This is a genomic window from Actinomycetospora sp. 2LY8.5 (genome assembly GCF_057180585.1).
Window position 1 is genome coordinate 94,287 of the sequence record NZ_JBXUHE010000009.1, and the last position, 21,075, is coordinate 115,361.

20 protein-coding genes are annotated in these 21,075 nt (G+C 73.9%); 14 read left to right on the forward strand and 6 right to left on the reverse strand.

The genetic code is table 11. From position 1 onward, the window contains the following. Window positions 1–30 precede the first annotated feature (30 nt). The 5 genes from gdhA (at window position 31) to AC2A1K_RS13435 (ending at window position 6,302) form a co-directional block, all read left to right on the forward strand. Window positions 31–1,386, forward strand: a complete 1,356-nt coding sequence (gene gdhA, locus AC2A1K_RS13415; RefSeq protein ID WP_483896803.1) for an NADP-specific glutamate dehydrogenase — start codon at window positions 31–33, stop codon at window positions 1,384–1,386. A gap of 23 nt (window positions 1,387–1,409) precedes the next feature. Continuing rightward, a complete protein-coding gene (locus AC2A1K_RS13420; RefSeq protein WP_483896804.1) occupies window positions 1,410–2,954 on the forward strand; it encodes an acyl--CoA ligase family protein in 1,545 nt (514 codons plus the stop codon). 80 nt (window positions 2,955–3,034) lie between these two features. Beyond that, window positions 3,035–4,990 carry a S9 family peptidase gene (locus tag AC2A1K_RS13425; protein WP_483896805.1) on the forward strand — a complete coding sequence of 652 codons (1,956 nt, stop codon included), beginning with the start codon at window positions 3,035–3,037 and terminating at the stop codon, window positions 4,988–4,990. Between the two features lie 101 nt (window positions 4,991–5,091). After that, on the forward strand, window positions 5,092–5,625 hold the full coding sequence (locus AC2A1K_RS13430) for a hypothetical protein (protein WP_483896806.1): 534 nt from the start codon (window positions 5,092–5,094) through the stop codon (window positions 5,623–5,625). A gap of 242 nt (window positions 5,626–5,867) precedes the next feature. Continuing rightward, the gene (locus tag AC2A1K_RS13435) at window positions 5,868–6,302 is read left to right on the forward strand and encodes a hypothetical protein (RefSeq protein ID WP_483896807.1); all 435 of its coding nucleotides are present in this window, start codon (window positions 5,868–5,870) and stop codon (window positions 6,300–6,302) included. A gap of 66 nt (window positions 6,303–6,368) precedes the next feature. Here the strand turns inward: AC2A1K_RS13435 and AC2A1K_RS13440 are convergent, their stop codons facing one another. Next, window positions 6,369–6,776 carry a YbjQ family protein gene (locus AC2A1K_RS13440; RefSeq protein ID WP_483896808.1) on the reverse strand — a complete coding sequence of 136 codons (408 nt, stop codon included), beginning with the start codon at window positions 6,774–6,776 and terminating at the stop codon, window positions 6,369–6,371. 123 nt (window positions 6,777–6,899) lie between these two features. After that, window positions 6,900–7,469 (reverse strand): SACE_7040 family transcriptional regulator, encoded by a 570-nt coding sequence (locus tag AC2A1K_RS13445; protein ID WP_483896809.1) that lies wholly within the window; start codon window positions 7,467–7,469, stop codon window positions 6,900–6,902. An 87-nt stretch (window positions 7,470–7,556) separates the two neighbouring features. Between AC2A1K_RS13445 and AC2A1K_RS13450 the strand changes: the two genes are divergently transcribed. Genes AC2A1K_RS13450 through AC2A1K_RS13460 form a run of 3 tightly spaced genes read left to right on the forward strand, consistent with a single transcriptional unit; the run spans window position 7,557 to window position 12,351 of the window. Beyond that, window positions 7,557–9,140, forward strand: coding sequence for an acyl-CoA carboxylase subunit beta (locus tag AC2A1K_RS13450; protein ID WP_483896810.1), 1,584 nt, complete (start codon window positions 7,557–7,559; stop codon window positions 9,138–9,140). Between the two features lie 8 nt (window positions 9,141–9,148). Then, window positions 9,149–11,176: an acetyl/propionyl/methylcrotonyl-CoA carboxylase subunit alpha gene (locus AC2A1K_RS13455; protein WP_483896811.1), complete on the forward strand. Its 2,028-nt coding sequence runs from the start codon at window positions 9,149–9,151 to the stop codon at window positions 11,174–11,176. Beyond that, complete coding sequence (locus tag AC2A1K_RS13460) at window positions 11,173–12,351, forward strand: acyl-CoA dehydrogenase family protein (protein ID WP_483896812.1); 1,179 nt, start codon at window positions 11,173–11,175, stop codon at window positions 12,349–12,351. Before AC2A1K_RS13455 ends, AC2A1K_RS13460 begins: the two co-directional genes overlap by 4 nt. A gap of 43 nt (window positions 12,352–12,394) precedes the next feature. Here the strand turns inward: AC2A1K_RS13460 and AC2A1K_RS13465 are convergent, their stop codons facing one another. Continuing rightward, complete coding sequence (locus tag AC2A1K_RS13465) at window positions 12,395–12,754, reverse strand: DUF2834 domain-containing protein (protein WP_483896813.1); 360 nt, start codon at window positions 12,752–12,754, stop codon at window positions 12,395–12,397. Beyond that, complete coding sequence (locus AC2A1K_RS13470) at window positions 12,751–13,671, reverse strand: hypothetical protein (RefSeq protein WP_483896814.1); 921 nt, start codon at window positions 13,669–13,671, stop codon at window positions 12,751–12,753. Before AC2A1K_RS13470 ends, AC2A1K_RS13465 begins: the two co-directional genes overlap by 4 nt. Before the next feature lie 113 nt (window positions 13,672–13,784). On the opposite strand from AC2A1K_RS13470, the gene AC2A1K_RS13475 reads away from it, so the two are divergent. Both AC2A1K_RS13475 and AC2A1K_RS13480 read left to right on the forward strand, forming a co-directional pair. Then, complete coding sequence (locus AC2A1K_RS13475) at window positions 13,785–14,444, forward strand: MerR family transcriptional regulator (RefSeq protein WP_483896815.1); 660 nt, start codon at window positions 13,785–13,787, stop codon at window positions 14,442–14,444. Window positions 14,445–14,455: 11 nt separating this feature from the next. Next, on the forward strand, window positions 14,456–15,349 hold the full coding sequence (locus tag AC2A1K_RS13480; RefSeq protein WP_483896816.1) for an LLM class F420-dependent oxidoreductase: 894 nt from the start codon (window positions 14,456–14,458) through the stop codon (window positions 15,347–15,349). Between the two features lie 32 nt (window positions 15,350–15,381). On the opposite strand, the gene AC2A1K_RS13485 is transcribed toward AC2A1K_RS13480, so the two are convergent. Beyond that, window positions 15,382–15,810, reverse strand: a complete 429-nt coding sequence (locus tag AC2A1K_RS13485) for a VOC family protein (RefSeq protein WP_483896817.1) — start codon at window positions 15,808–15,810, stop codon at window positions 15,382–15,384. A gap of 59 nt (window positions 15,811–15,869) precedes the next feature. Here AC2A1K_RS13485 and AC2A1K_RS13490 point away from each other — a divergent pair, with 59 nt between their 5' ends. Both AC2A1K_RS13490 and AC2A1K_RS13495 read left to right on the forward strand, forming a co-directional pair. Next, a complete protein-coding gene (locus AC2A1K_RS13490; RefSeq protein WP_483896818.1) occupies window positions 15,870–17,627 on the forward strand; it encodes an MFS transporter in 1,758 nt (585 codons plus the stop codon). Between the two features lie 71 nt (window positions 17,628–17,698). After that, window positions 17,699–17,872 carry a CsbD family protein gene (locus tag AC2A1K_RS13495; RefSeq protein ID WP_483896819.1) on the forward strand — a complete coding sequence of 58 codons (174 nt, stop codon included), beginning with the start codon at window positions 17,699–17,701 and terminating at the stop codon, window positions 17,870–17,872. Between the two features lie 27 nt (window positions 17,873–17,899). On the opposite strand, the gene AC2A1K_RS13500 is transcribed toward AC2A1K_RS13495, so the two are convergent. Beyond that, window positions 17,900–18,760 (reverse strand): hypothetical protein, encoded by an 861-nt coding sequence (locus AC2A1K_RS13500; protein ID WP_483896820.1) that lies wholly within the window; start codon window positions 18,758–18,760, stop codon window positions 17,900–17,902. 92 nt (window positions 18,761–18,852) lie between these two features. Here AC2A1K_RS13500 and AC2A1K_RS13505 point away from each other — a divergent pair, with 92 nt between their 5' ends. Both AC2A1K_RS13505 and AC2A1K_RS13510 read left to right on the forward strand, forming a co-directional pair. Beyond that, window positions 18,853–19,659, forward strand: coding sequence for a phosphatase PAP2 family protein (locus AC2A1K_RS13505; protein ID WP_483896821.1), 807 nt, complete (start codon window positions 18,853–18,855; stop codon window positions 19,657–19,659). Between the two features lie 109 nt (window positions 19,660–19,768). After that, a complete protein-coding gene (locus AC2A1K_RS13510) occupies window positions 19,769–21,058 on the forward strand; it encodes an FAD-dependent monooxygenase (protein ID WP_483896822.1) in 1,290 nt (429 codons plus the stop codon). The last annotated feature ends 17 nt before the right edge of the window (window positions 21,059–21,075 follow it).

Below are 21,075 nucleotides of genomic sequence, written 5' to 3' on the forward strand. Positions count from 1 at the left end.
CCGGAACAGCGACGTTTCGGAAGGACGGCGATGGCGCCCGAGCGCACGGACGAGCCCGAGAACGCGGTGCTGCGAGAGGTCTGGCGCGACGTCCGGCGCCGCGACCCCCGCCAGGGCTTCTTCCACGCCGACGTCCGCGGGATGCTGCGCAGCATCGGACCGGTGCTCGTCGAGCACCCGGAGTACGTCGACGTCGTGGGCCGGCTCTGCGAGCCCGAGCGCGTCATCGTCTTCCGGGTCCCGTGGGTCGACGACGCGGGTCGCGTGCGGGTCAACCGCGGGTTCCGCGTCCAGTTCAACTCCGCGCTCGGCCCGTACAAGGGCGGCCTGCGGTTCGCGCCGTCGGTCGATCTCGACGTCATCACGTTCCTCGGTTTCGAGCAGGTGTTCAAGAACGCCCTGACCGGCCAGGACATCGGCGGCGGCAAGGGCGGCGCGGACGTCGACCCGAAGTCGCTGTCGACGGGCGAGCTCATGCGGTTCTGCCAGTCGTTCGCCACCGAGCTGGCCCGCCACGTCGGGGCCGCGGTGGACGTCCCCGCCGGCGACATGGGCGTCGGGCCCCGCGAGGTCGGCTGGATCCACGGGCAGTACCAGCGCCTGATCGGCTACCACGAGCCCGGCGCGTTCACCGGCAAGCCGGCGGTCCTGGGCGGCTCGGCCCTGCGGCCCGAGGCGACCGGTTTCGGCACCGTCTACTTCACCCGCCGGATGCTCGCCGAACAGGGCCGCGACCTCGACGGCGCCCGCGTGGTCGTCTCCGGCAGCGGCAACGTCGCGCTCTTCGCGATGGACAAGGTGATCGCCGCGGGCGGCACCGTCGTCGGCTGCTCGGACTCGCGGGGGTCGGTCTCCGAGCCCGACGGCGTCGACGTCGAGGCGCTGCGCGAGATCAAGGGGCCGGGCGGCTCGGTCGCCGACTACGCCGAGAAGCGCTCGGACGCCACCGCCTCGGACGGCTCGGCGTTCACCCTGGACTGCGACGTCGCCCTGCCGTGCGCGACACAGAACGAGATCGGCCCGGACGAGGCCCGCGCGCTCGTCGACCACGGCTGCTGGGTGGTCGCCGAGGGCGCCAACGGCCCGGTCACCCCCGAGGCGCGGGAGATCCTGTGCGAGGCCGGCGTCGGCTTCGGCCCGGGCAAGGCCGCCAACTCCGGCGGTGTCGCGGTGTCGGCGCTGGAGATGCAGCAGGCCGCGAGCCGCGAGCGCTGGAGCGCCGAGGACGTCGACGACCGCCTGCAGACGATCATGGGCGAGGCCTTCGATCGGGTCCGCGATGCCGCCGAGCGCTACCACGGCGACCCGACCGACCTCGAGAACGGCGCCAACGCGGCGGGATTCCTGCGCGTCGCGGAGGCGATGACGGCGCTGGGTGTCGTGTAGGGGCGTCGTGTAGGACTCGGGGCATGTCCCTCACCCCCGCGCCCTTCAGCTTCGCCGAGCTGACCCCGACGGCGTTCCTGGACCGCGCCGCGCACGTGTTCGCCCCCCGCGACGCGATCGTCGACGGGGCCCGACGCTTCACCTACGCCGAGTTCGGCGCGCGCTCGCGGCGGCTCGCGGGAGCGCTGCACGAGATCGGCATCGAGCCCGGCGACCGCGTCGCGGCGCTGGCGACCAACAGCCACGTGATGCTCGAGTGCCACCACGGCGTGCCGTACGCGGGCGCGGTGCTCGTGCCGCTCAACACCCGGCTCTCCGTCGACGAGATCGTCCACATCGTCGAGCACTCCGGGGCGAAGCTGCTGATCGCGACCCGCGAGCTGGTCCGGAACGCCCGGGCGGTGGCGGAGCGGACGGGTGTCCAGTTGGTGGAGGAGGGTGAGCGCTACGAGGGCCTCGTCGCCGACTCCCCCGAGCGCGTCGTGCCGGTCGCCGACGAGCGCGGCCTGCTCGCGATCAACTACACCTCGGGGACGACCGGGCGCCCCAAGGGCGTCATGTACCACCACCGCGGCGCCAACCTCCAGGCGCTGGCGATGGCCTTCCACCTGCGCCTCGAGCCCGCCTCGCGGTACCTGTGGACCCTGCCGATGTTCCACTGCGACGGCTGGTGCTTCCCCTGGGCGGTCACCGCGGCCGGCGGGCTGCACGTGTGCCTGCGAGCGATCGACGCCGTGGAGATCTGGCGGCTGATCCGCACCGAGGGCGTCACGCACTACTGCGCGGCGCCGACGGTGCTGACGATGATCGCCCACGCGGAGGCGGCGCAGGACGGCCCGGCTCCCGAGCGGGTCACGGTCGCGACCGGCGGCGCCCCGCCCTCGCCGACGCTGCTGGCGCGGATGGACGAGCTCGGGATGTCGGTGACCCACCTCTACGGCCTGACCGAGACCTACGGGCCCGCCGCCGTGAACGACTGGCACCCCGAGTGGGACCGGCTCGACCCCGACGAGCAGGCGCGGCTCAAGGCGCGCCAGGGCGTCGGCAACGTCGTCGCGCAGCGGCTGCGGGTGCTCGACGAGCAGACCGGCGCCGACGTGCCGTGGGACGGCGAGACCCTCGGCGAGCTCGTGCTGCGCGGCAACGACGTCATGCTCGGCTACTACCGCGACCCCGAGGCGACCGCCGAGGTGGACGCCGACGGCTGGTTCCGCACCGGCGACCTCGGCGTCATCCACCCGGACGGTTACGTGGAGATCCGCGACCGGAGCAAGGACGTGATCATCTCCGGCGGCGAGAACATCGCGTCGGTCGAGGTCGAGCGGGTCCTCGACAGCCACCCCGCGGTGATCGAGTCCGCGGTCGTCGGCGCACCCGACGAGCGGTGGGGCGAGGTGCCCGTCGCGTTCGTGACGGTGTCGCAGGACGTCGCCCCCGACACGCTGGTGGAGCACGTGCGGACTCACCTCGCCCGGTTCAAGGCGCCGAAGCGCATCGTCTTCGGCGACCTGCCGAAGACCTCGACCGGCAAGATCCAGAAGAATGTTCTCCGCGACCGGACGGAGTAGTGCTCGTGTCAGCGACGTGGCGTCGCTGACACTCAACGTCCGTATTCTTCCGTCGATCACGGGGCGCCTACGGTGGCGGCGTGACCCCGCTGCCCTACGGATCCTGGCCGACACCGATCACGTCCGAGCGCGTCGTCGCCGCCGCCGTGCGGCTCGAGGACGTCCGCCCCGACGGTCTCGGCGGTGTCGTGTGGGGCGAGGGCCGCGCGGCCGAGGGCGGGCGCACGCAGCTCGTGCGCCGCGACGCCGGCGGCACCGTCACCGACCTGCTGCCCGACGGCGCCAACGCCCGCACGGCCGTGCACGAGTACGGCGGCGGCGCATGGTGGCTCGACGGCGGCGTGGTCTTCTACGTCGACTGGGCCGACCAGCGCCTGCGCCGCCTCGACGGGGATGCGATCACGGTGCTCACCCCGGAGCCCGCGACCCCCCGCGGCGACCGCTACGCCGACGGCGACGTCGCGCCCGACGGCACCTGGCTCGTCTGCGTCCGCGAGCACCACCCGCGCGAGGGCGCCCCGGCCACCGAGGTCGTCAACGAGATCGTGCGCCTCGACGCCCGGGCGCCGAGCGAGCCGCAGGTGCTCGTCACCGGCCCCGACTTCGTCGCCGCCCCGCGCCTGTCGCCCGACGCGAGCCGCCTCGCCTGGGTCTCGTGGGACCACCCGTCGATGCCGTGGGACGACACCGTGCTCATCGTGCGCGACCTCGCGACCGGCGCCGACACCGTCGTCGCGGGCGGGCCCGGTGAGTCGGTCGTCGAGCCGGCCTGGCAGCAAGAAGGGGAGCACACCGATGGGGGCTCCCTGCACTTCCTCTCCGACCGCACCGGCTGGTGGAACCTCTACCGCTGGTCGGCCGACGACGGCGTGAGCCCGCTCGTCGTGATCGACGCCGAGATCGGCCTGCCCGCCTGGCAGCTCGCCGGCTCCCGGAGCGCGACCGTCGGCGAGAACGTCGTGTTCGCGCGCTCCTCGCAGGGGTTCGACGCGCTCGCCGTCCGTGGCGCCGATGGTGTCGTCACCGAGCTCGACACCCCGTTCACCGTCATCCGCTCGGTGCGCGCCGAGGGTCCGGACGCCGTCGTCTGCATCGCCGGCTCGCCGACCGCCGAGGCCGGGGTGCACCGCGTCGGCGTCGACGGCACGGTCACGACCCTGCGGGAGCCCCGGGACCTCGGACTCGATCCCGCGAGGATCTCCGTCCCGGAGCCGATGACGTTCGCGTCGGTCGACGGCGAGGGACGGCCCCGCGAGGCGCACGCGCTCTACTACCCGCCCGCCGGCGAGGGGCCGTCGGCCGAGCGCCCGCCGCTGCTCGTCGTCATCCACGGCGGCCCGACCGGGCAGGCCGCCCCGGTGCTCGCTCTCGGCCTGCAGTACTGGACGAGCCGGGGCTTCGGGGTGGTCGACGTCGACTACGGCGGCTCCACCGGCTACGGCCGGGCCTACCGCGAGCAGCTCAAGGGCGCCTGGGGTGTCGTCGACGTCGCCGACTGCCTCGCCGCGGCGCGCGCGCTCGCCGACGCTGGGCGCGTCGACCCCGACCGGCTGGCCATCCGGGGCGGCTCCGCGGGCGGGTTCACCACGCTCGCCGCACTGGCCCGCGACGACACCCCGTTCTCGGCCGGCGCCGACCACTTCGGCGTCGCCGACCTCGAGGCGCTGGCGGCCGACACCCACAAGTTCGAGTCGCGCTACCTCGACGGGCTCGTCGGCCCGTACCCGCAGACCCGCGAGGTCTACGTAGAGCGCTCGCCGATCACGCACGTCGAGCGCTTCGCGACCCCGCTGATCGTGCTCCAGGGCGACGAGGACGCCATCGTCCCGCCGAACCAGTCGGAGATGATCGTCGACGCCCTGCGCCGGCGCGGCGTGCCCGTCGCGTACCTGCTCTTCGAGGGCGAGCAGCACGGCTTCCGGAAGGCCGAGAACATCCGCCGCGCCCTCGACGCGGAGCTCGCGTTCTACGCCGAGATGTTCGGCTTCGTGCTGCCCGCGGGCGAGGACATCGCTCCCGTACCGATCGAGCGCTAGACCGTATGGAGGCCGGCGCCTCCGCTCGTAAGTTGGCGCGGGTCACCGTCGGTGGTGGCGGTGCCGCATTCACGGGGAGGCGCGAGGTCCCCGGGGTGCGGGTGCCCACCGAGGCCGAGGAAGCCGCCCGGGACCTGGTCCGGGCTCGGGAGGATTGCCGCGGCGATCTGATGCGCGCCCGGCACCGCCTCTCGAAGCTGCTGCTGCGCCAGGGCCTGGTCTGGGACCACAGCGCGTGGACCGCCGCGCACCTCGACTGGCTGCGCGGCCAGCACTTCGACCGGCGCGGGGTGCAGCTGGCCTTCGGCGAGGCCCTCGATGCCGTGTTCACCGTGCACGCCCGCCGCGACCGGCTCGACACCGCCATCGTCGAGATGGCCGCGAGCGACCCGGTGCTGGCCGGGCCGGCGCTTGCGGCGCTGCTCGAGGCGGCACCAGCGTTGATCGCGGTCGCCCGCGAGCTCGCCGGCTGGTGCTGGAGCCTCGCGGTACTCGACGACCAGCAGGCACCGACCCAACCGAAAGCCCTGGCGCCCCCACAGACCCGGCGGGCGCCGGATGCGGATGCAGGCAGCGCGAGGAGCGACCCGCGAAACAGCTATGAGCAACTCGACGAACACCCGGTCATGCGGTAACCAACCCGCGCATATCAGCCTGACCGCGCGTCGCGCCGACACGCCTCCACCCACCCGGCCCCGCCGGACCCACAACGCTCTGACGAGCCACGATACAACACATCGCGGGCCGAACACCCTGCCCGCTCGACAGGAACACCCTCCATATCAGCTGTTCTCGCCCGATCGCCGGTGTCCGCTTCCGTCCCGGCTGCGTGCGGTGCACCCTGAAACGTGCCACTGGCGGGTGAGGAGGGATCGCGATGGCGACCTCACGACTGGGCCGCTTGTTCGGGCGCGGCCGCGACGAGGGGGCGGTCGACACCGCGCCGCCCCAGTACACCGGCGTCGGTGCGCCGCGGCCGTACGACCCGCCGCCGGGCGCACCGGGTCACGGAACCGCCGGGTACGGCGCGCCCGCGCCGCGCACGCCCGTCGGGGTCGTGACCTGGGCGCAGTACGAGGACGCTGTGCGTCGCCGGCGCGAGGCCGACCAGCAGGTGGGCGTGTTCGAGCGCTTCGACGCCAAGCTGAGCGCGCAGATCCACCAGGCGACCGAGGAGGGCCGCGACGACTACGTCCGCGAGCTGCTCTCCCGCCAGCGCGCGGTCCGCGCGCGCCTCGAGGAGTCGATCGTGCGGCGCAACCGTCTGCTCGGCACCGAGGAGGAGCTGCGCGCCGCCACGCGCAGCACGTAGGTCCTCCGGCGACGAGAAGTCGGTCCGACAGCGCTCCGTCGTCGCGCTGTCCCACCGTTCCCGCGCCTAGCGCTGGGTGTGCGGCACGACGTAGACGGCGGTGCCGTACGCGGCGATCTCGCTCGCGGTCTGGGCGATCTCGTTGCAGTCGAAGCGCAGCGCGAGCACGGCGTTGGCGCCGAACGCCATCGCCTCCTCCGAGAGCCGGCCGAGCGCCTCGTGCCGCGAGTCGGAGAGCAGCTTCGACAGGCCCTTGAGCTCGCCGCCGGCCATCGCCTTGAAGCCCGCGCCCATGGTCGAGAACATGTTCCGGCTCCGGACGGTGAGGCCGAAGACCTCGCCGAACACGCGCACGACCTCGTAGCCCGGCAGGTCGTTCATCGTCGAGAGCAGGATCGGGTAGCGCTGACCCTGGAACTGCCCGGGGTGCTGGCCCTGCTGCTGGGGCGGGTACTGACCGTGCGGCTGGTTCACAGGCGCGGAGCGTAGCGGCGGGACCGGGCACAGGGGTGCGATCCCGCCTCGGCTCGTCGCCGGTCGAACAGCCGGTCGAACGGCCGGTCGAACGGCCGGTCGAACAGCCGGTCAGACAGCCGGTCAGACGGGGCGCGTGTGCAGCGCGGCCCGGGTCATCGTGGTCAGGATGTCGCCCGCGACGTCGGCGCCGGCGTGGGTGGCGCTGCGCGGGGTCGAGTTCATCAGCCCGAACGCGGCGTGCGCGGCGACCCGGGCGGTCTCGTCGCTCGTGGCGAGCCCGGCCCGGACGAGGGCGCCGACCCAGATCTCCACGTACGCGCGCTGCAGGCCGCGCACCTGGCGGCGGGCGTCGTCGGGGAGGTTGGCGAGGTCACGGTCCTGCACGGTGATCAGCTCGGGCTGGTGGAGCGCGAAGTCGGTGTGGAACGCGATCAGCGCGTCGAGCAGCGCGACCGGATCGGTGTGCTGCACGGCGCGCTCCTGCCCGCCGGCCAGCAGGTGCTCGCTGATACCGACCAGCATCTCGGCGAGCAGGCCCTCCTTGGACGGGAAATGCCGGTACAGGGCGGGCCCGCTGACCCCGACCGCCGCGCCGATCCCGTCGATGGACACGCCGTGGAAGCCGTGGGCGGCGAACAGGCGCGCGGCCTCGCTGAGGATCTGCTCGCGACGCGACGTGGTGACCGGCACCCTCGGCACACTAATGCCTCTTGCCACGGGTTGTGAACGGACGCTAACGTGAATGAGCGTTAACCTACGACGGCGAGGAGGTCGAGCGTGGCTGCGCCCAGCACCGACCATGTCAGCGGACTTGACGGCCATCGCCGAGACGAGCCCTCACATGAAGTTCTCGTCGCCGACCTGCGTGATCGGCTCGCGGCCGCGCGGCTCGGGGGCCCGGAGCGCTCGCGGCAGCGCCACGTCGAGCGGGGCAAGCTGCTCCCGCGCGACCGCGTCGACGCCCTGCTCGACCCGTCGAGCCCGTTCCTCGAGCTGTCCCCGCTGGCCGCCACCGGGATGTACGGCGACGCCGCCCCGGGCGCCGGGATCATCACCGGTGTCGGGCGCATCGCCGGGCGCGAGTGCGTGGTCGTCGCCAACGACGCCACGGTCAAGGGCGGCACCTACTACCCGATGACGGTGAAGAAGCACCTGCGCGCCCAGGAAGTGGCGCTGCACAACCGCCTGCCGTGCGTCTACCTCGTCGACTCCGGCGGCGCGTTCCTGCCCGAGCAGGACCAGGTGTTCCCCGACCGCGAGCATTTCGGCCGGATCTTCTACAACCAGGCGACGATGTCGGGGCTCGGCATCCCGCAGATCGCCGCGGTGCTGGGCTCGTGCACCGCGGGCGGCGCCTACGTCCCGGCGATGAGCGACGAGGCGATCATCGTCCGCGACCAGGGCACGATCTTCCTCGGCGGCCCGCCGCTGGTGAAGGCCGCGACCGGCGAGGAGGTCACGGCCGAGGAGCTGGGCGGCGGCGTGCTGCACGCGCGCACCTCCGGGGTCGTCGACCACCTCGCCGACGACGACGCCCACGCCCTGTCGATGGTCCGCGCCATCGTCGACACGTTCGGTCCCCGCCCCGCCCCGCCGTGGCAGCGCCGGCCGACCGTCCCGCCCGAGCACGACCAGACCGAGCTCTACGACGTCGTGCCCGTCGACGGGCGCACCGCCTACGACGTCCACGAGGTGATCACGCGGCTGGTCGACGGGAGCGCGTTCACCCCGTTCAAGCCCGACTACGGCACCACGCTCGTCACCGGCTTCGCGCGCCTGCACGGCCACCCCGTCGGCATCGTCGCCAACAACGGGGTCCTCTTCCGCGAGTCGGCGCTCAAGGGCGCGCACTTCGTCGAGCTGTGCGACCAGCGCGGCATCCCGCTGGTGTTCCTGCAGAACATCACCGGGTTCATGGTCGGCCGCGAGTACGAGGCCGGCGGCATCGCCAAGGACGGCGCCAAGATGGTCACCGCCGTCGCCACCACCCGCGTGCCCAAGCTGACCGTCGTCATCGGCGGCTCCTACGGCGCCGGCAACTACGCGATGAGCGGGCGGGCCTACTCGCCACGCTTCCTGTGGATGTGGCCGAACGCGCGGATCAGCGTCATGGGCGCCGAGCAGGCGGCGACGGTGCTCGGGACGGTCGGGTCGCGTGACGCCGAGGGTGGCCAAGGGGATCGCATCAGAGAGCAGTACGAGCACCAGGGCCATCCGTACTACTCGACCGCGCGCCTGTGGGACGACGGCGTCATCGACCCCGCCGACACCCGCACCGTCCTGGGCCTCGCGCTCTCCGCCTGCGCCAACGCCCCCCTCTCCGACGCCACGGCGCCGCACTTCGGCGTCTTCCGGATGTGAGGGTCACCGTGTTCTCGAGCGTGCTGATCGCCAACCGCGGCGAGATCGCCGTGCGGATCACCCGGACCCTGCACGCGCGGGGCCTGCGAGCCGTCGCGGTGTACACCGATCCCGACGCGGGCGCCCCGCACGTCGCGGCCGCCGACGTCGCCGTCCGCGTGCCCGACTACCTCGACGGCGCCGCCGTCGTCGAGGCCGGCCGGTCGGTAGGTGCGCAGGCCGTGCACCCGGGCTACGGCTTCCTCGCCGAGAACGCCGCCTTCGCCCGGCACGTCACCGAGGCGGGGCTCACCTGGATCGGCCCGCCGCCCGAGGCCATCGAGGCGATGGGCGACAAGATCCGCGCCAAGGCCACGGTCGGCCCGGCGGGCGTCCCACTGGTACCCGGCTCCGACGGCTCCGGACTCGACGACGCGCAGGTGGCCGCGGCCGCGCGCGGGATCGGCTTCCCCGTCCTGCTCAAGCCCAGCGCCGGCGGTGGCGGCAAGGGCATGCACGTCGTCGAACGCGACGCCGACCTCGACGACGCGATCGCCGCCGCCCGCCGCGAGGCCCGCGGATCCTTCGGCGACGACACCCTGCTCGTCGAGCGGTACGTCACCGACCCCCGCCACGTCGAGATCCAGGTGCTCGCCGACGCCCACGGCACCGTCGTGCACCTCGGCGAGCGTGAGTGCTCGCTGCAGCGCCGCCACCAGAAGGTCGTCGAGGAGGCGCCCTCGGCGGTGCTCGACGCCCAGCAGCGCCTCGCGATGGGCGAGGCCGCGGTCGAGGCCGCGCGCGCCTGCGGCTACGTCGGGGCCGGGACCGTCGAGTTCGTGACCAACGCCGACGCGAGCGAGTTCTTCTTCCTCGAGATGAACACCCGCCTGCAGGTGGAGCACCCCGTCACCGAGGAGGTCGTGCGCGTCCGGAGCCCGAAGAGCGGTCTGCACAGCCGGCTCGACCTCGTCGCCGAGCAGCTGCGCGTCGCCGCCGGCGAGGAACTGGGCTACGACCAGGGCGACGTGACCCTCGAGGGGCACGCCGTCGAGGTGCGCCTCTACGCCGAGGACCCGGCGCGCGGCTTCCTGCCCACCGGCGGCACGGTGCTGGACCTGGTGTGGCCGGGGGGAGACGCAGCGCAGCGGAGCTCGACCGTCGACGGAGGTGTCCGCGTCGACGCCGGGGTCGCGGAAGGCACCGTGGTCGGGTCCCGCTACGACCCCATGCTCGCGAAGATCATCGTGCACGGGCCCGACCGCACCACCGCGCTCACCCGCCTCGACGCCGCCCTGGCGTCCACCACCGTCCTGGGCGTGCGCACCAACCTCGCCTGGCTGCGCACCCTGATCGCCGACGACGACGTGCGCGCCGGCCGGCTCGACACCGGGCTGATCGCGCGCCTGCCGGTGCCCGCCGAGGACCTTCCCGACGACGTGCTCGCCGCGGCCGCGCTCGCGGGCGTCCTGGACCTGCCGACCGGCGACGACCCCTTCGACCGCATCGGCGGCTGGCGCCTCGGCGCCGACCCCGCGCCCGCCCGCTGGCGTGTCGTGCCGGCCGCGGGCGCCGGCGGTGAGCCGGTGGACGTCGCCGTCGCCGGGCCCCCGGCGAACGCCGCGGTCACCATCGGGGCCCACGGGACACCCCGCGCCGTCGCCGGCCGGAGGGAGGGTGCCGACCTCGTCCTCACCCTCGACGGCGCCACCCGCCGGTTCCGCACCGCGATGGCCGGCGGGGTCCGCTGGCTGGGTCGCGAGGGCGGCGTCTGGGCGCTGCGCGAGCAGGAGCGCCTGCGCGCCGCGCGCACGGCGGCCGCGGGGCAGGACGGCCCCCTCACCGCGCCGATGCCCGGCACGGTCACCGCCGTGGAGGTCGCCGAGGGCGACCACGTCACCGCAGGCCAGCGGCTCGTCGTCGTCGAGGCCATGAAGATGGAGCACGTCGTGTCGGCGCCGGTCGACGGCGTCGTCAAGGACCTGGCCGCGAAGGCAGGCGCCGCCGTCGCCCTCGACGCGCCACTGGTCACCGTCGTGCCCGGACCGGGAGAATGATCATGCAGCTGTCGGACGAGCACGAGGCTCTGCGCGCGACCGTCGAGGAGTTCGCGCAGAAGCAGGTCGCGCCGGTCATCGGCGAGTACTACATCAAGGAGAAGTTCCCGTACGACCTCGTCGCGCAGATGGGCGAGATGGGGCTGTTCGGGCTGCCGGTGCCCGAGGAGTACGACGGCATGGGCGGCGACTACGTCGCGCTGTGCGTCGCCCTCGAGGAGCTCGGGCGCGTCGATCAGTCGGTGGCCATCACGCTCGAGGCCGGCGTGTCCCTGGGGATCATGCCGCTGCTGCGCTTCGGCTCCGACGAGCAGAAGCAGCGCTGGCTGCCCGACCTCGCGACGGCGCGCCACCTGGGCGGGTTCGGGCTGACCGAGGCCGGCGGCGGGTCCGACGCCGGCGCCACGCGGACCACCGCGACGCTCGACGGCGACCACTGGGTGATCAACGGGACGAAGGCGTTCATCACGAACTCCGGCACCGACATCACCTCGCTCGTCACCGTCACCGCCGTCACCGGGCGGGGCGAGCGGAGCGACGGGGGAGGGAGCCGGGGCGCGGACGGCAAGAAGGAGATCTCGGCGATCCTCGTCCCGTCCGGGACCCCCGGGTTCACCGTCGCCCCCAGCTACTCGAAGGTCGGCTGGAACGCCTCGGACACCCACGAGCTCTCGTTCGACGACGTCCGGGTGCCCGCCGCGAACCTCGTCGGGCAGCGGGGCCGCGGCTACGCCCAGTTCCTGTCGATCCTGGACGAGGGCCGCGTGGCGATCGCCGCGCTCTCGACCGGCGCCGCGCAGGGCTGTGTCGACGAGTCGCTGCGCTACGCCCGCGAGCGCGAGGCGTTCGGCGCCGCGATCGGGACCTACCAGGGCATCCAGTTCAAGATCGCCGAGATGGAGGCGCGCACCGTCTGCGCCCGCCTCGCCTGGTACGACGCGGCGGAGAGGATGGCCGCCAGGCTGCCGTTCAAGAAGGAGGCGGCGGTCGCGAAGCTCGTCAGCTCCAACGCCGCGATGGACAACGCGCGCGACGCCACGCAGATCTTCGGCGGCTACGGCTTCATGAACGAGTACCCGGTGGCCCGCCACTACCGCGACTCCAAGATCCTCGAGATCGGCGAGGGCACCAGCGAGGTCCAGAAGATCCTCATCGCGCGCCACCTGGGGCTCTGACCGGTATGTGAGCACTTTCCGGTCCTATGGGCCCGGAAAGTGCTCACATGCGCCGGAGGCGCACCTCACGCAGCGCCAGGAACAGCGGGAACGTGAAGGCCACGGCGAGCACGAAGCTGAGCACGACCAGCGCGACCAGGCCGATCGTGCGGAAGCCCAGCCGGCGGCCCTCGACGACCATCACCACGCAGGCCGCGACGGCCATGACGATGATGTCGACGGCCGCCGAGCTGCTGGCGGCGTTGGCGAACCAGCCGCCGAGGTAGTCGGTGCCGCCGGCGGCGAAGAACGCGAGGTTGAAGTACCAGGTGCCGATGAGGCCGACCACGGAGAGCGCCGCGTAGACGGCGACGAGGACGGGGCTGCCGGTGCGGGCGGGGGTGAGCGTGGTCGGTGCGGTCATGACTGCGGCTCCAGGACGGGGTCGGGGGTGGCGCGGGGACGGGTGCCCCCGCGCAGGACCAGCAGGGTGGCGACGAGGGTGGCGACGGCCAGGCCGCCGGCGACGAGGATCGTCGCGCCGTCGGGCGCGATCAGCGGCTGGCCGCGCAGGGCCTGCCACGTGAGCAGCACCGTCAGCCCGGTCCAGGCCGCCGCGGCGACGCCGACGAGACGGGCGCGCACCCGCGCGTCGCGCAGCACCGGCACGCGCGGGGCGAGCAGGGTCAGCACGATGACGAGCAACGGCAGCCCTTGGAGGGCGTGCAGCCCGACGAAGTGGGCGATGCGCAGGTCGCCGCCCGTGGTGCTCCAGCCGACCAGCGGCAGGCCCGGCCCGCCGTCGGGCACGGCGACGGCGTGGGCGCCGACGGTCGGCATCGTCCCGGTCGACTCCGCGGCGGCCACCTGCGCGCCGGTCGGGCTCGTCATGAGGAACGCGACGGCCATGCCGAGCAGGGTGACGACGAGGCCGAGGCGCACGGCCCACGCGGTGTCGACGGCGAGGCTGCGCTCGCGCAGCAGCAGGACGCCGAGCGCGGCCGTCGCGAGCCAGAGCACCACGATGGTCGTGCCCATGACGCCCCAGACGGCCGTATCGAGGGGGGTGGCGACGTTGAAGTGGCTCGCCCGGCCGCGCACGACCTGACCGACGATGGCGATCATCTCGATCGTCCCGGCGGCCGCGATGACGACGCCGGCGCGGCGGGCCCAGCGGCGCGTGCGCGGCGTCGCGATCAGGGAGATCATCCAGGCCAGGGTCGCGGAGTAGAGGACGAAGCTGATCGAGAACTTGAGCGGCTTGGCCCAGATGGGCTGGCCGCCGAGGAGACGGGGGTCGAGCACCAGTCCGACGAGGCACACGACCGCGAGTGCGGCCATGGCGACACAGAACGCGGCGAGGGATCGGGACTCCCTCGCCGTTGATCGGATAGTGACGCTGTCCATAAACGGAGAGTAGGACTATCCGTCGGCGGTGTCCAGAGAGGAGAGCGATGCGGATCGGGGACCTGAGCCGCGAGACGGGCGTGAGCGTCGCGTCGATCAAGTACTACCTGCGCGAGGGTCTGCTGCCCGCGGGCGAGCTGAGCAGCCCGAACCAGGCCAGCTACGGCGAGGCGCACGTCCGACGGCTACGCCTCATCCGCGCGCTCGTCGACGTCGGCGGCCTGTCGATCGCCGGAACCCGCGACGTCCTCGCCGCCGTCGACGACGACCGGATCTCGCTGCACGACGCCCTCGGCCGTGCCCAGGCGGCGGTGATGGCGCGAACCGGGCCGACCGAGGACGAGGCCTCGGCTCGGGCCGAGCAGGCGGTCACGGACCTCGTCGCGCGCCGGGGGTGGCTCGCGACCGAGAGGAACCCCGGACGGCGGGCCGCCGTCGAGGCGCTGGCGGGTCTCGAGCGCCTCGGCGGCGAGCGGGTCGCCGGGCTGCTCGACGTCTACGCCGAGGCGGTCGACTCGGTGGCCGGGCACGAGGTGTCCGCGGTCGTCGACGCCGGTGAGCGCGATCGGTCCGTCGAGCGCATGGTCGTCGGCGTCGTGCTCGGCGGCGCCCTCATCGCCGGCCTGCGGGGGATGGCCGAAGCGTCGGAGTCGGCCCACCGCTTCGGGCCTGCGCCCGACCCGGCGGCGAGCGCCGGCGCGGGCTAGCGTCCGCGGCCATGGCCGCACGTATCGACTTCCCGTCCCGCATCGGCGTCTGGTGGACCAGCGACACCTGGTCGATGCCGGACGCCCAGCAGGCCGCCCGCGACATCGAGGCGATGGGCTACGGCTCGATCTTCTACGGCGAGGCCTACGGCAAGGAGACGCTGACGCAGGCGGGCGCGTTCCTCGCCGCCACCGATCGGATCGTCGTCGGTACCGGCATCGCCAACATCCACGCCCGTGACCCGATCGCCGCCGAGAGCGGCGGGCGCACGCTCACCGCGCTGCACCCGGGCCGGTTCGTCCTCGGGCTCGGCGTGAGCCACGCGCCGCTCGTCGAGCGCGGACGCGGCGGCACGTACGAGAAGCCCCTCGCGACGATGCGCGACTACCTCGCGCGCATGGCCGCCGTCCCCGAGCAGATCGAGCCCGGCGTCGGGCGCCCGGCCCGGCTCGTCGCCGCCCTCGGGCCGAAGATGATCGAGCTCGCCGGTGCCGAGACCGACGGCGTGCACCCCTACCTCGTCACCCCGGAGCAGACCCGGGTGACGCGCGAGGCCCTCGGCCCCGACAAGTGGGTCGTCTCCGAGCAGGCGGTCGCGGTCGGGAACGACGCCGACGACGCGATGCGCCGGGCGCACACGCACCTCGAGATCTACTCGGGCCTGCCGAACTACCGGAACTCGTGGCTGCGCCAGGGATTCGAGGAGTCCGACATGCCCCGCGGCGGCTCGGACCGCCTCAAGAAGGCCCTGGTCGGGATGGGCAGCATCGACGCGGTCGCGGCCTCGGTGACTGCGCACCTCGACGCCGGCGCCGACCACGTCCTCATCCAGGCCCTCCGCGGGAACCCCATGGCCGACCCCCGCGACGACCTCCGCGAGCTCGCCGTCGCCCTGGGGATGTGAGCACTTTCCGGGCCTATGGGCCCGGAAAGTGCTCACGTGCGGGTGTCGGTCCGGATCGGGTGGCCCGGGGGGATCTCGACGAGGACGATGGCGCGGTCGTCGGGGTCGGCGATCCAGCACTCGTCGAGGCCCCACGACTCCCGCTGCGGCTCGCGGACGACCGTCACGCCGCGCTCCCGCAGCTCCGCCACCGTGTCGGGCAGCGAGCGCACCTGCAGCCACAGCGCGTCCCCTTCGGGTCGAGCTCCCCTCTCGGCGTGCCCCCCGTCGTGCTCCGTCTCCCCGTCCCCCGTCGCCACCGCCCCGGCCTTCGAGAGTTCCAGGTAGCCCGTGCCCAGGAAGAACACGACACCGCCGGGGAACTCGCGGGCCACCGCGAGACCGAGCGTCTCGGCGTAGAACCGCCGCGAGACGTCCCAGTCCCGCGGGCGCACGAGGATGCGGCTCGACAGGATCTCCACGGGTGTTCCCTCCGTCTCGGGTCACGATTGGCCTGGTGCGGTCGGGGAAACTCCCCGAGGTGAGTTCTCCCCAGCCCGACCCCCGACGCTGGCACGCCCTCGCGGTGTGCCTCATCGCGGGGTTCATGACGCTGCTCGACGTCAGCATCGTCAACGTCGCCCTCCCCGCCATGCAGCGGGGGATCGGCGCGTCGTCGGCGGAGCTGTCGTGGGTCGTGTCGGGCTACGCGCTGACCTTCGGGCTCGTGCTCGTCGCGTCCGGGCGGCTCGGCGACGACCGCGGCCGCAAGAAGATGTTCATGATCTCGCTGGCGCTGTTCACGCTGACGAGCATCGCGGCGGGCCTCGCCCCGAACGCGGCCTCGCTCGTCGTGTTCCGCCTCCTCCAGGGCGCCGCGGGCGGGATGCTGAACCCGCAGGTCATCGGCTTCATTCAGCAGCTGTTCACCGGACGTGAGCGCGGGCGCGCGTTCGGGCTGTTCGGCGCCGCGATCGGCGTCTCCACCGCCATCGGCCCGCTGCTCGGCGGCCTGCTGCTCGAGTGGGGCGGCCAGACCGACGGCTGGCGCTGGGTCTTCTACGTCAACGCGCCGATCGGCGTCGCCGCGCTCGTGCTCGGCGCCCGGCTGCTGCCCCGCGACACCGCGACCGACGGCGAGAGGCGCCCCCTCGACACGGTCGGCGCGATCCTGCTCGGCGGGGCCGTCGTGTCGCTCATGGTCCCGCTGGTGCTCTCCGAGCAGGACCGGTCGGGCGCGCCCTGGTGGCTGATCGCCGTCGCCGTCGTCCTGCTCCTCGTCTTCGTGCTCTGGGAGCGCCGCGCGCGCCGGACCCACGGCCATCCGCTCGTGAACTTCGCCCTGCTGCGCACCCGCAGCTACGCGCTCGGCACCTCGCTGGGCCTGCTCTACTTCGCCGGCTTCACCGCGATCTTCTTCGTGGTCACCCTCTTCCTCCAGAACGGGCGGAACTACACGCCGCTCGAGGCCGGACTCGCGCTGACCCCGTTCGCGCTCGGCTCCGCGGTCTCGTCGGCGATCGGCGGGCGGCTCGTGTCGCGGCTCGGCAAGCCGCTGGTCGTCGGCGGGCTCCTCCTCGTCGCCCTGGGCCTGGTCGCCGTCGACGTCGTCCTGCGCCTCGACCCCGAGCAGGTCGGGTGGGCGATCGCCGGGCCGTTGCTCGTCGCGGGCATCGGCAGCGGGTTCGTCATCGCCCCGAACCAGACGCTCGCGCTCGAGGAGGTCCCGCCCCGCGAGGGCGGCACCGCGGCAGGCGTCCTGCAGACCGGTCAGCGCGTCGGCTCGGCGGTCGGCATCTCCGCGGTCGGCGCCGTGTTCTTCGGCCAGCTCACCGCCACCGGCGGCGACTGGGCGCTGGCCATCAGCCGCGGGCTCGTCGGTGCCGTGGCGTTCGTCGTGCTCGCGCTCGTCCTCGGGGTGATCGACCTGCTGCTCGGCCGACGCCGGCGCACTGCCCGGACCGACGACACCCCGGTCGAGCCGGTCGCCCAGCACCCCGTGCCCGCCGACGGCGCGGCCCTGCGCGGCCGGGTCGTCGATGCGCACGGCGACCCCGTGCCGGGGGCGACGGTGACGCTCGTGGGGCGCGACGGCCGCGAGGTCGCGGTCGCCGCGGTCGACGACGGGACCTTCCACCTCGCGCCCGAGCACGCGGGCACGTTCCAGCTCGTCGCGCGCGCCGAGGGGTACCGGCCCGAGGTCGGCTGGGTCGCCGTCCCCGACCAGGGCGAGGTCGAGCGTGACATCACGCTCGGCAGCTCGGACTCCTCGGCTCGCCCGGCTGCGCTCCCGGATTGACCCCGGCCGGCCGGGGGTATGTCTCCCGGTACACGCGAGCGCGCGCCCCGCGCGCCGGAGGGGAGGCGTCGATGTCGGCCGACGACAAGATCGGGAACAAGGCGCAGGAGCTCAAGGGCAAGGTCAAGGAGGGCCTCGGCGAGGCCAACGACGACCCCGAGCTCCGGGCCGAGGGCAGGAAGGACCAGACCGTCGGCAACCTCAAGCAGGCCGGCGAGAAGATCAAGGACGCCTTCAAGAAGTGACGCCGGGCGCGCCGTCGTCCCTCGCGGTCAGAGTCGCTTGAGGGGCGGCGGCGCGACGCCGTCGTCACCCGACAGCGACGCCTGCGCGGGCGAACGGGCCAGCACGACGACCCCGCCCAGCGCGAGCGCCAGGCCGACGACGAACCACGGTGTCCAGCCCGGCCGGATGGAGTCGCCGAGCGCGACGAGCCCGAGCAGGCCCGGCACGAGCGTCTCGGTCACGGCGAGCACGGCCACCACCGGCCCGACCGCCCCGCGGCCCAGTGCGACCGTGTAGAGCACGAGCCCCAGGAGGGCGAACCCCAGCAGCGCCCAGATCACCGGGTCGGTGGCCGCGGTCCGCGCCATCTCGCCCAGTGAACCGCGCAGGTCGACCATGCGCACGGCCACCGCGGTTCCGCCGAACGCGAGCCCGGCCAGGAACGACAGCAGCATGGCGCGCTTGCTGCGGAAGACGATCGGGACCGACACCACGAGCAGCACGGCGAACACCACGATCAGGGCGACCTCGCTCGCCGTCGACGCGACGACCGGCGCGTCGTCGACGCTCGCGCTCGCCACCAGCAGCGCCAGGCCGAGGATGTTGGCGCCGGCCGCCGCGAGGTCGATCCGGCGCAGTGGGGTGTCGAAGACCCAGTGCGACGCGATGACCGTGATGCCCACCTGGCCGGCGACGATCGCCTGCACCGCCACGATGGGCATGTAGCGCAGCGCGAGCACGGTGAGCACCCAGCCGCCGATGTCGAGGGCGAGCCCGGCGAGGTACATGGGGTGCAGCACCACCGTCGCGGCGCGGGTGGCGCGGCGGGCGGCACTCGCCTCGAGCAGGGCGGCACCGGCGTTGGCGCCCGCCGACGCGAGCGCGGCGAGCAGCCCCAGGAGGAGCACCCGACCAGTCTGCCTCGGGATGATCGGGACAGACATCGGGAAGCCCGGCGCGTCGCGATGCTCATGCCCGCCCCGACACCGCAGGAGGCTCCGTGGCCCTCGACGCCACCGCCGTGACGCTCGTGGCCCTCGGGATCCTGCTCGGGGGCGCGGTGCTCGCCGACCGGGCCGCCGGCGGCGCCCTGACGGGCGTGCCGGGGGCCCTGCGCGACCTCGGGCTCGTCGCGGTGCTCGTCCTCGCCGCCGGGATCGTGTTCGGTCTCGTCGCCACCGACGAGGCCCTCGCCGACGCGGACGCGCCCGTGCTGTCGTGGGTGCTGGCCATCCGCACGCCCGGGCTGACCGTCGCGGCGGAGGCCGTCTCGCTGATCGGCGGCACGATGGGGACGGGCGGGCTCGCGGTGGTCGCCGCGGTCGTCCTGTTCGCTCGCGGGCACCGGCGCACCGCCCTGATCTGGGTGCTCGGAGTTCTCGCCGGCGCGGTGGCGATCCGGCTGGTGAAGGTGAGCGTCGAGCGCCCGCGGCCACCCGAGCCGCTGCGGCTCGCCGAGGAGACGACGGCGTCGCTGCCGTCGGGCCACGCGCTGATGGCCGCGCTGGGGCTCACGCTGACGGCGGCGGCGGTGATCGCCCTGACCGTCGACACCCCCCGCGCCGCCTTCGTGCGGCGGGTCGTGACCGTGCTCGCGGTGCTCGGTGCCCTGCTCGTCGGGGCGAGCCGGGTCTACCTCGGCGTGCACTGGACCACCGACGTGCTCGCCGGCTGGTTCCTCGGGACCGCGCTGGCGATCACGTGCGTCACGCTGGCCCGCGTCCTCGACGCTCGCACGCGGCTCGGCGACTGCCCCGACGGTGACCTACCGGTGAACCGTCCGGACACTTCTCGTTCCGCGGAGTGACCGATTTCGGATGTGCGTGCATCATTCGAATACGCAACGGGGCCCGATTGCTCCGTCCGAGATGATCTGCCTACGCTTGTCTCGTCTGCTCGGGTGAACGAGGTGAGCCGTGGTTGTCGTACCGCTGCTCGTGCTGGGCGCCCGATTCGCCGGGCTCGCCACGGCGCTGTTCCTCGCCCATCAGGGCTTCCCGGTCCACGTGGTCGACCGGGACCGCCCCGAGGACGTCGACCGGGGTCTGGCCGTCCTCACCCCTGCCGCGCTGCGGGAGCTCGCGGCGCTCGGGCTCGCCGACACCCTCGCCCCGCACGCCTGGGAGCCGCGCCGCCTCGCACACGCCGACGCCGAGACCGGCGCGCTCCTGCGGGCGGCCGACCTCGGCCCGGTGGTGCGCGCCCGGTACGGCCGGCCGTACCTGCTCGTCCCGCACGCGGTGCTGCGCGCCCAGCTGGTCGCGGCGTGCGACGCCGACGAGATGATCACCGTCGTCTACGGGCGCAGCGCCACCGGGGTGGAGGACCTCGGCGACGCGGTACTGGTCACCGACGACGCGGGCGGACGCTACCGGGCGGAGGCGGTCGTCGGCGCCGACGGCCCGGGCAGCCGCGTGCGCGCCCTGCTCGGTGGCGGGCACGCGCTCTCCAGCCCTTACCTCGTGCACCGCGGCCCCGGCCCGGCGCCGCCGGACGACGTGCTGCGGCTCTGGTCGTCGCCGACGCTGCACGTCACGCAGTCCGTGGTCCGCGGTGACGGCACGGGGCACGGCGAGGTCTCGATGACCGTGCGCGTCGACGCCCTCGAGGACATGCACCGCGACGGCGTCGCGAACGTCGTCGGCCGCCTGCTCGCGGGCACCGCCCCCGAGGTGCGTGACGTCGTCGGCGACGCCGTCGTCCGGGCACCGCCGCACGTCCACCGCCACCACGCCCCGCTCGAGCGCGGCGCGCGGCACCGGCTGTCCGTCGTCGGCGGGGCGGCGCAGCCGATGCTGCCGCACACCGCCCAGGCGGTGGCGCTGGAGGTCCTCGACGCCGCGACGCTCGGGCGCGCCTTCGACCACGCCGACGGGCGGATCGTGCCCGCGCTGGAGGAGTACGCCCACGTGCGCGCCCAGCCGCGGGCCGCCGTCGCCCGCCGCGCCGACGACTTCGCGTCCCTCTGCCACGCCGAGGGCCTCGTCCGGCGTCTGCGTGACCGGCTGTGGCGCACCACGTCCGTCGACGCCACCGCGGCCATCGTCGACGCGGCGCGAGGACCGTCGTCCGGGGGCCCGCCGACCGGCGACGGCCACCGTCCCGGCGTCCTCATCCAGCCGGTCGTCCGGTCGCGCCCGGGCCACGCCCCCGGCCCGCACGCGCCTCCGGGGCCGGAGGGGCCGGCCGGGCCGATCGCCGGCTGACGCGCGGCGGAGTCGAC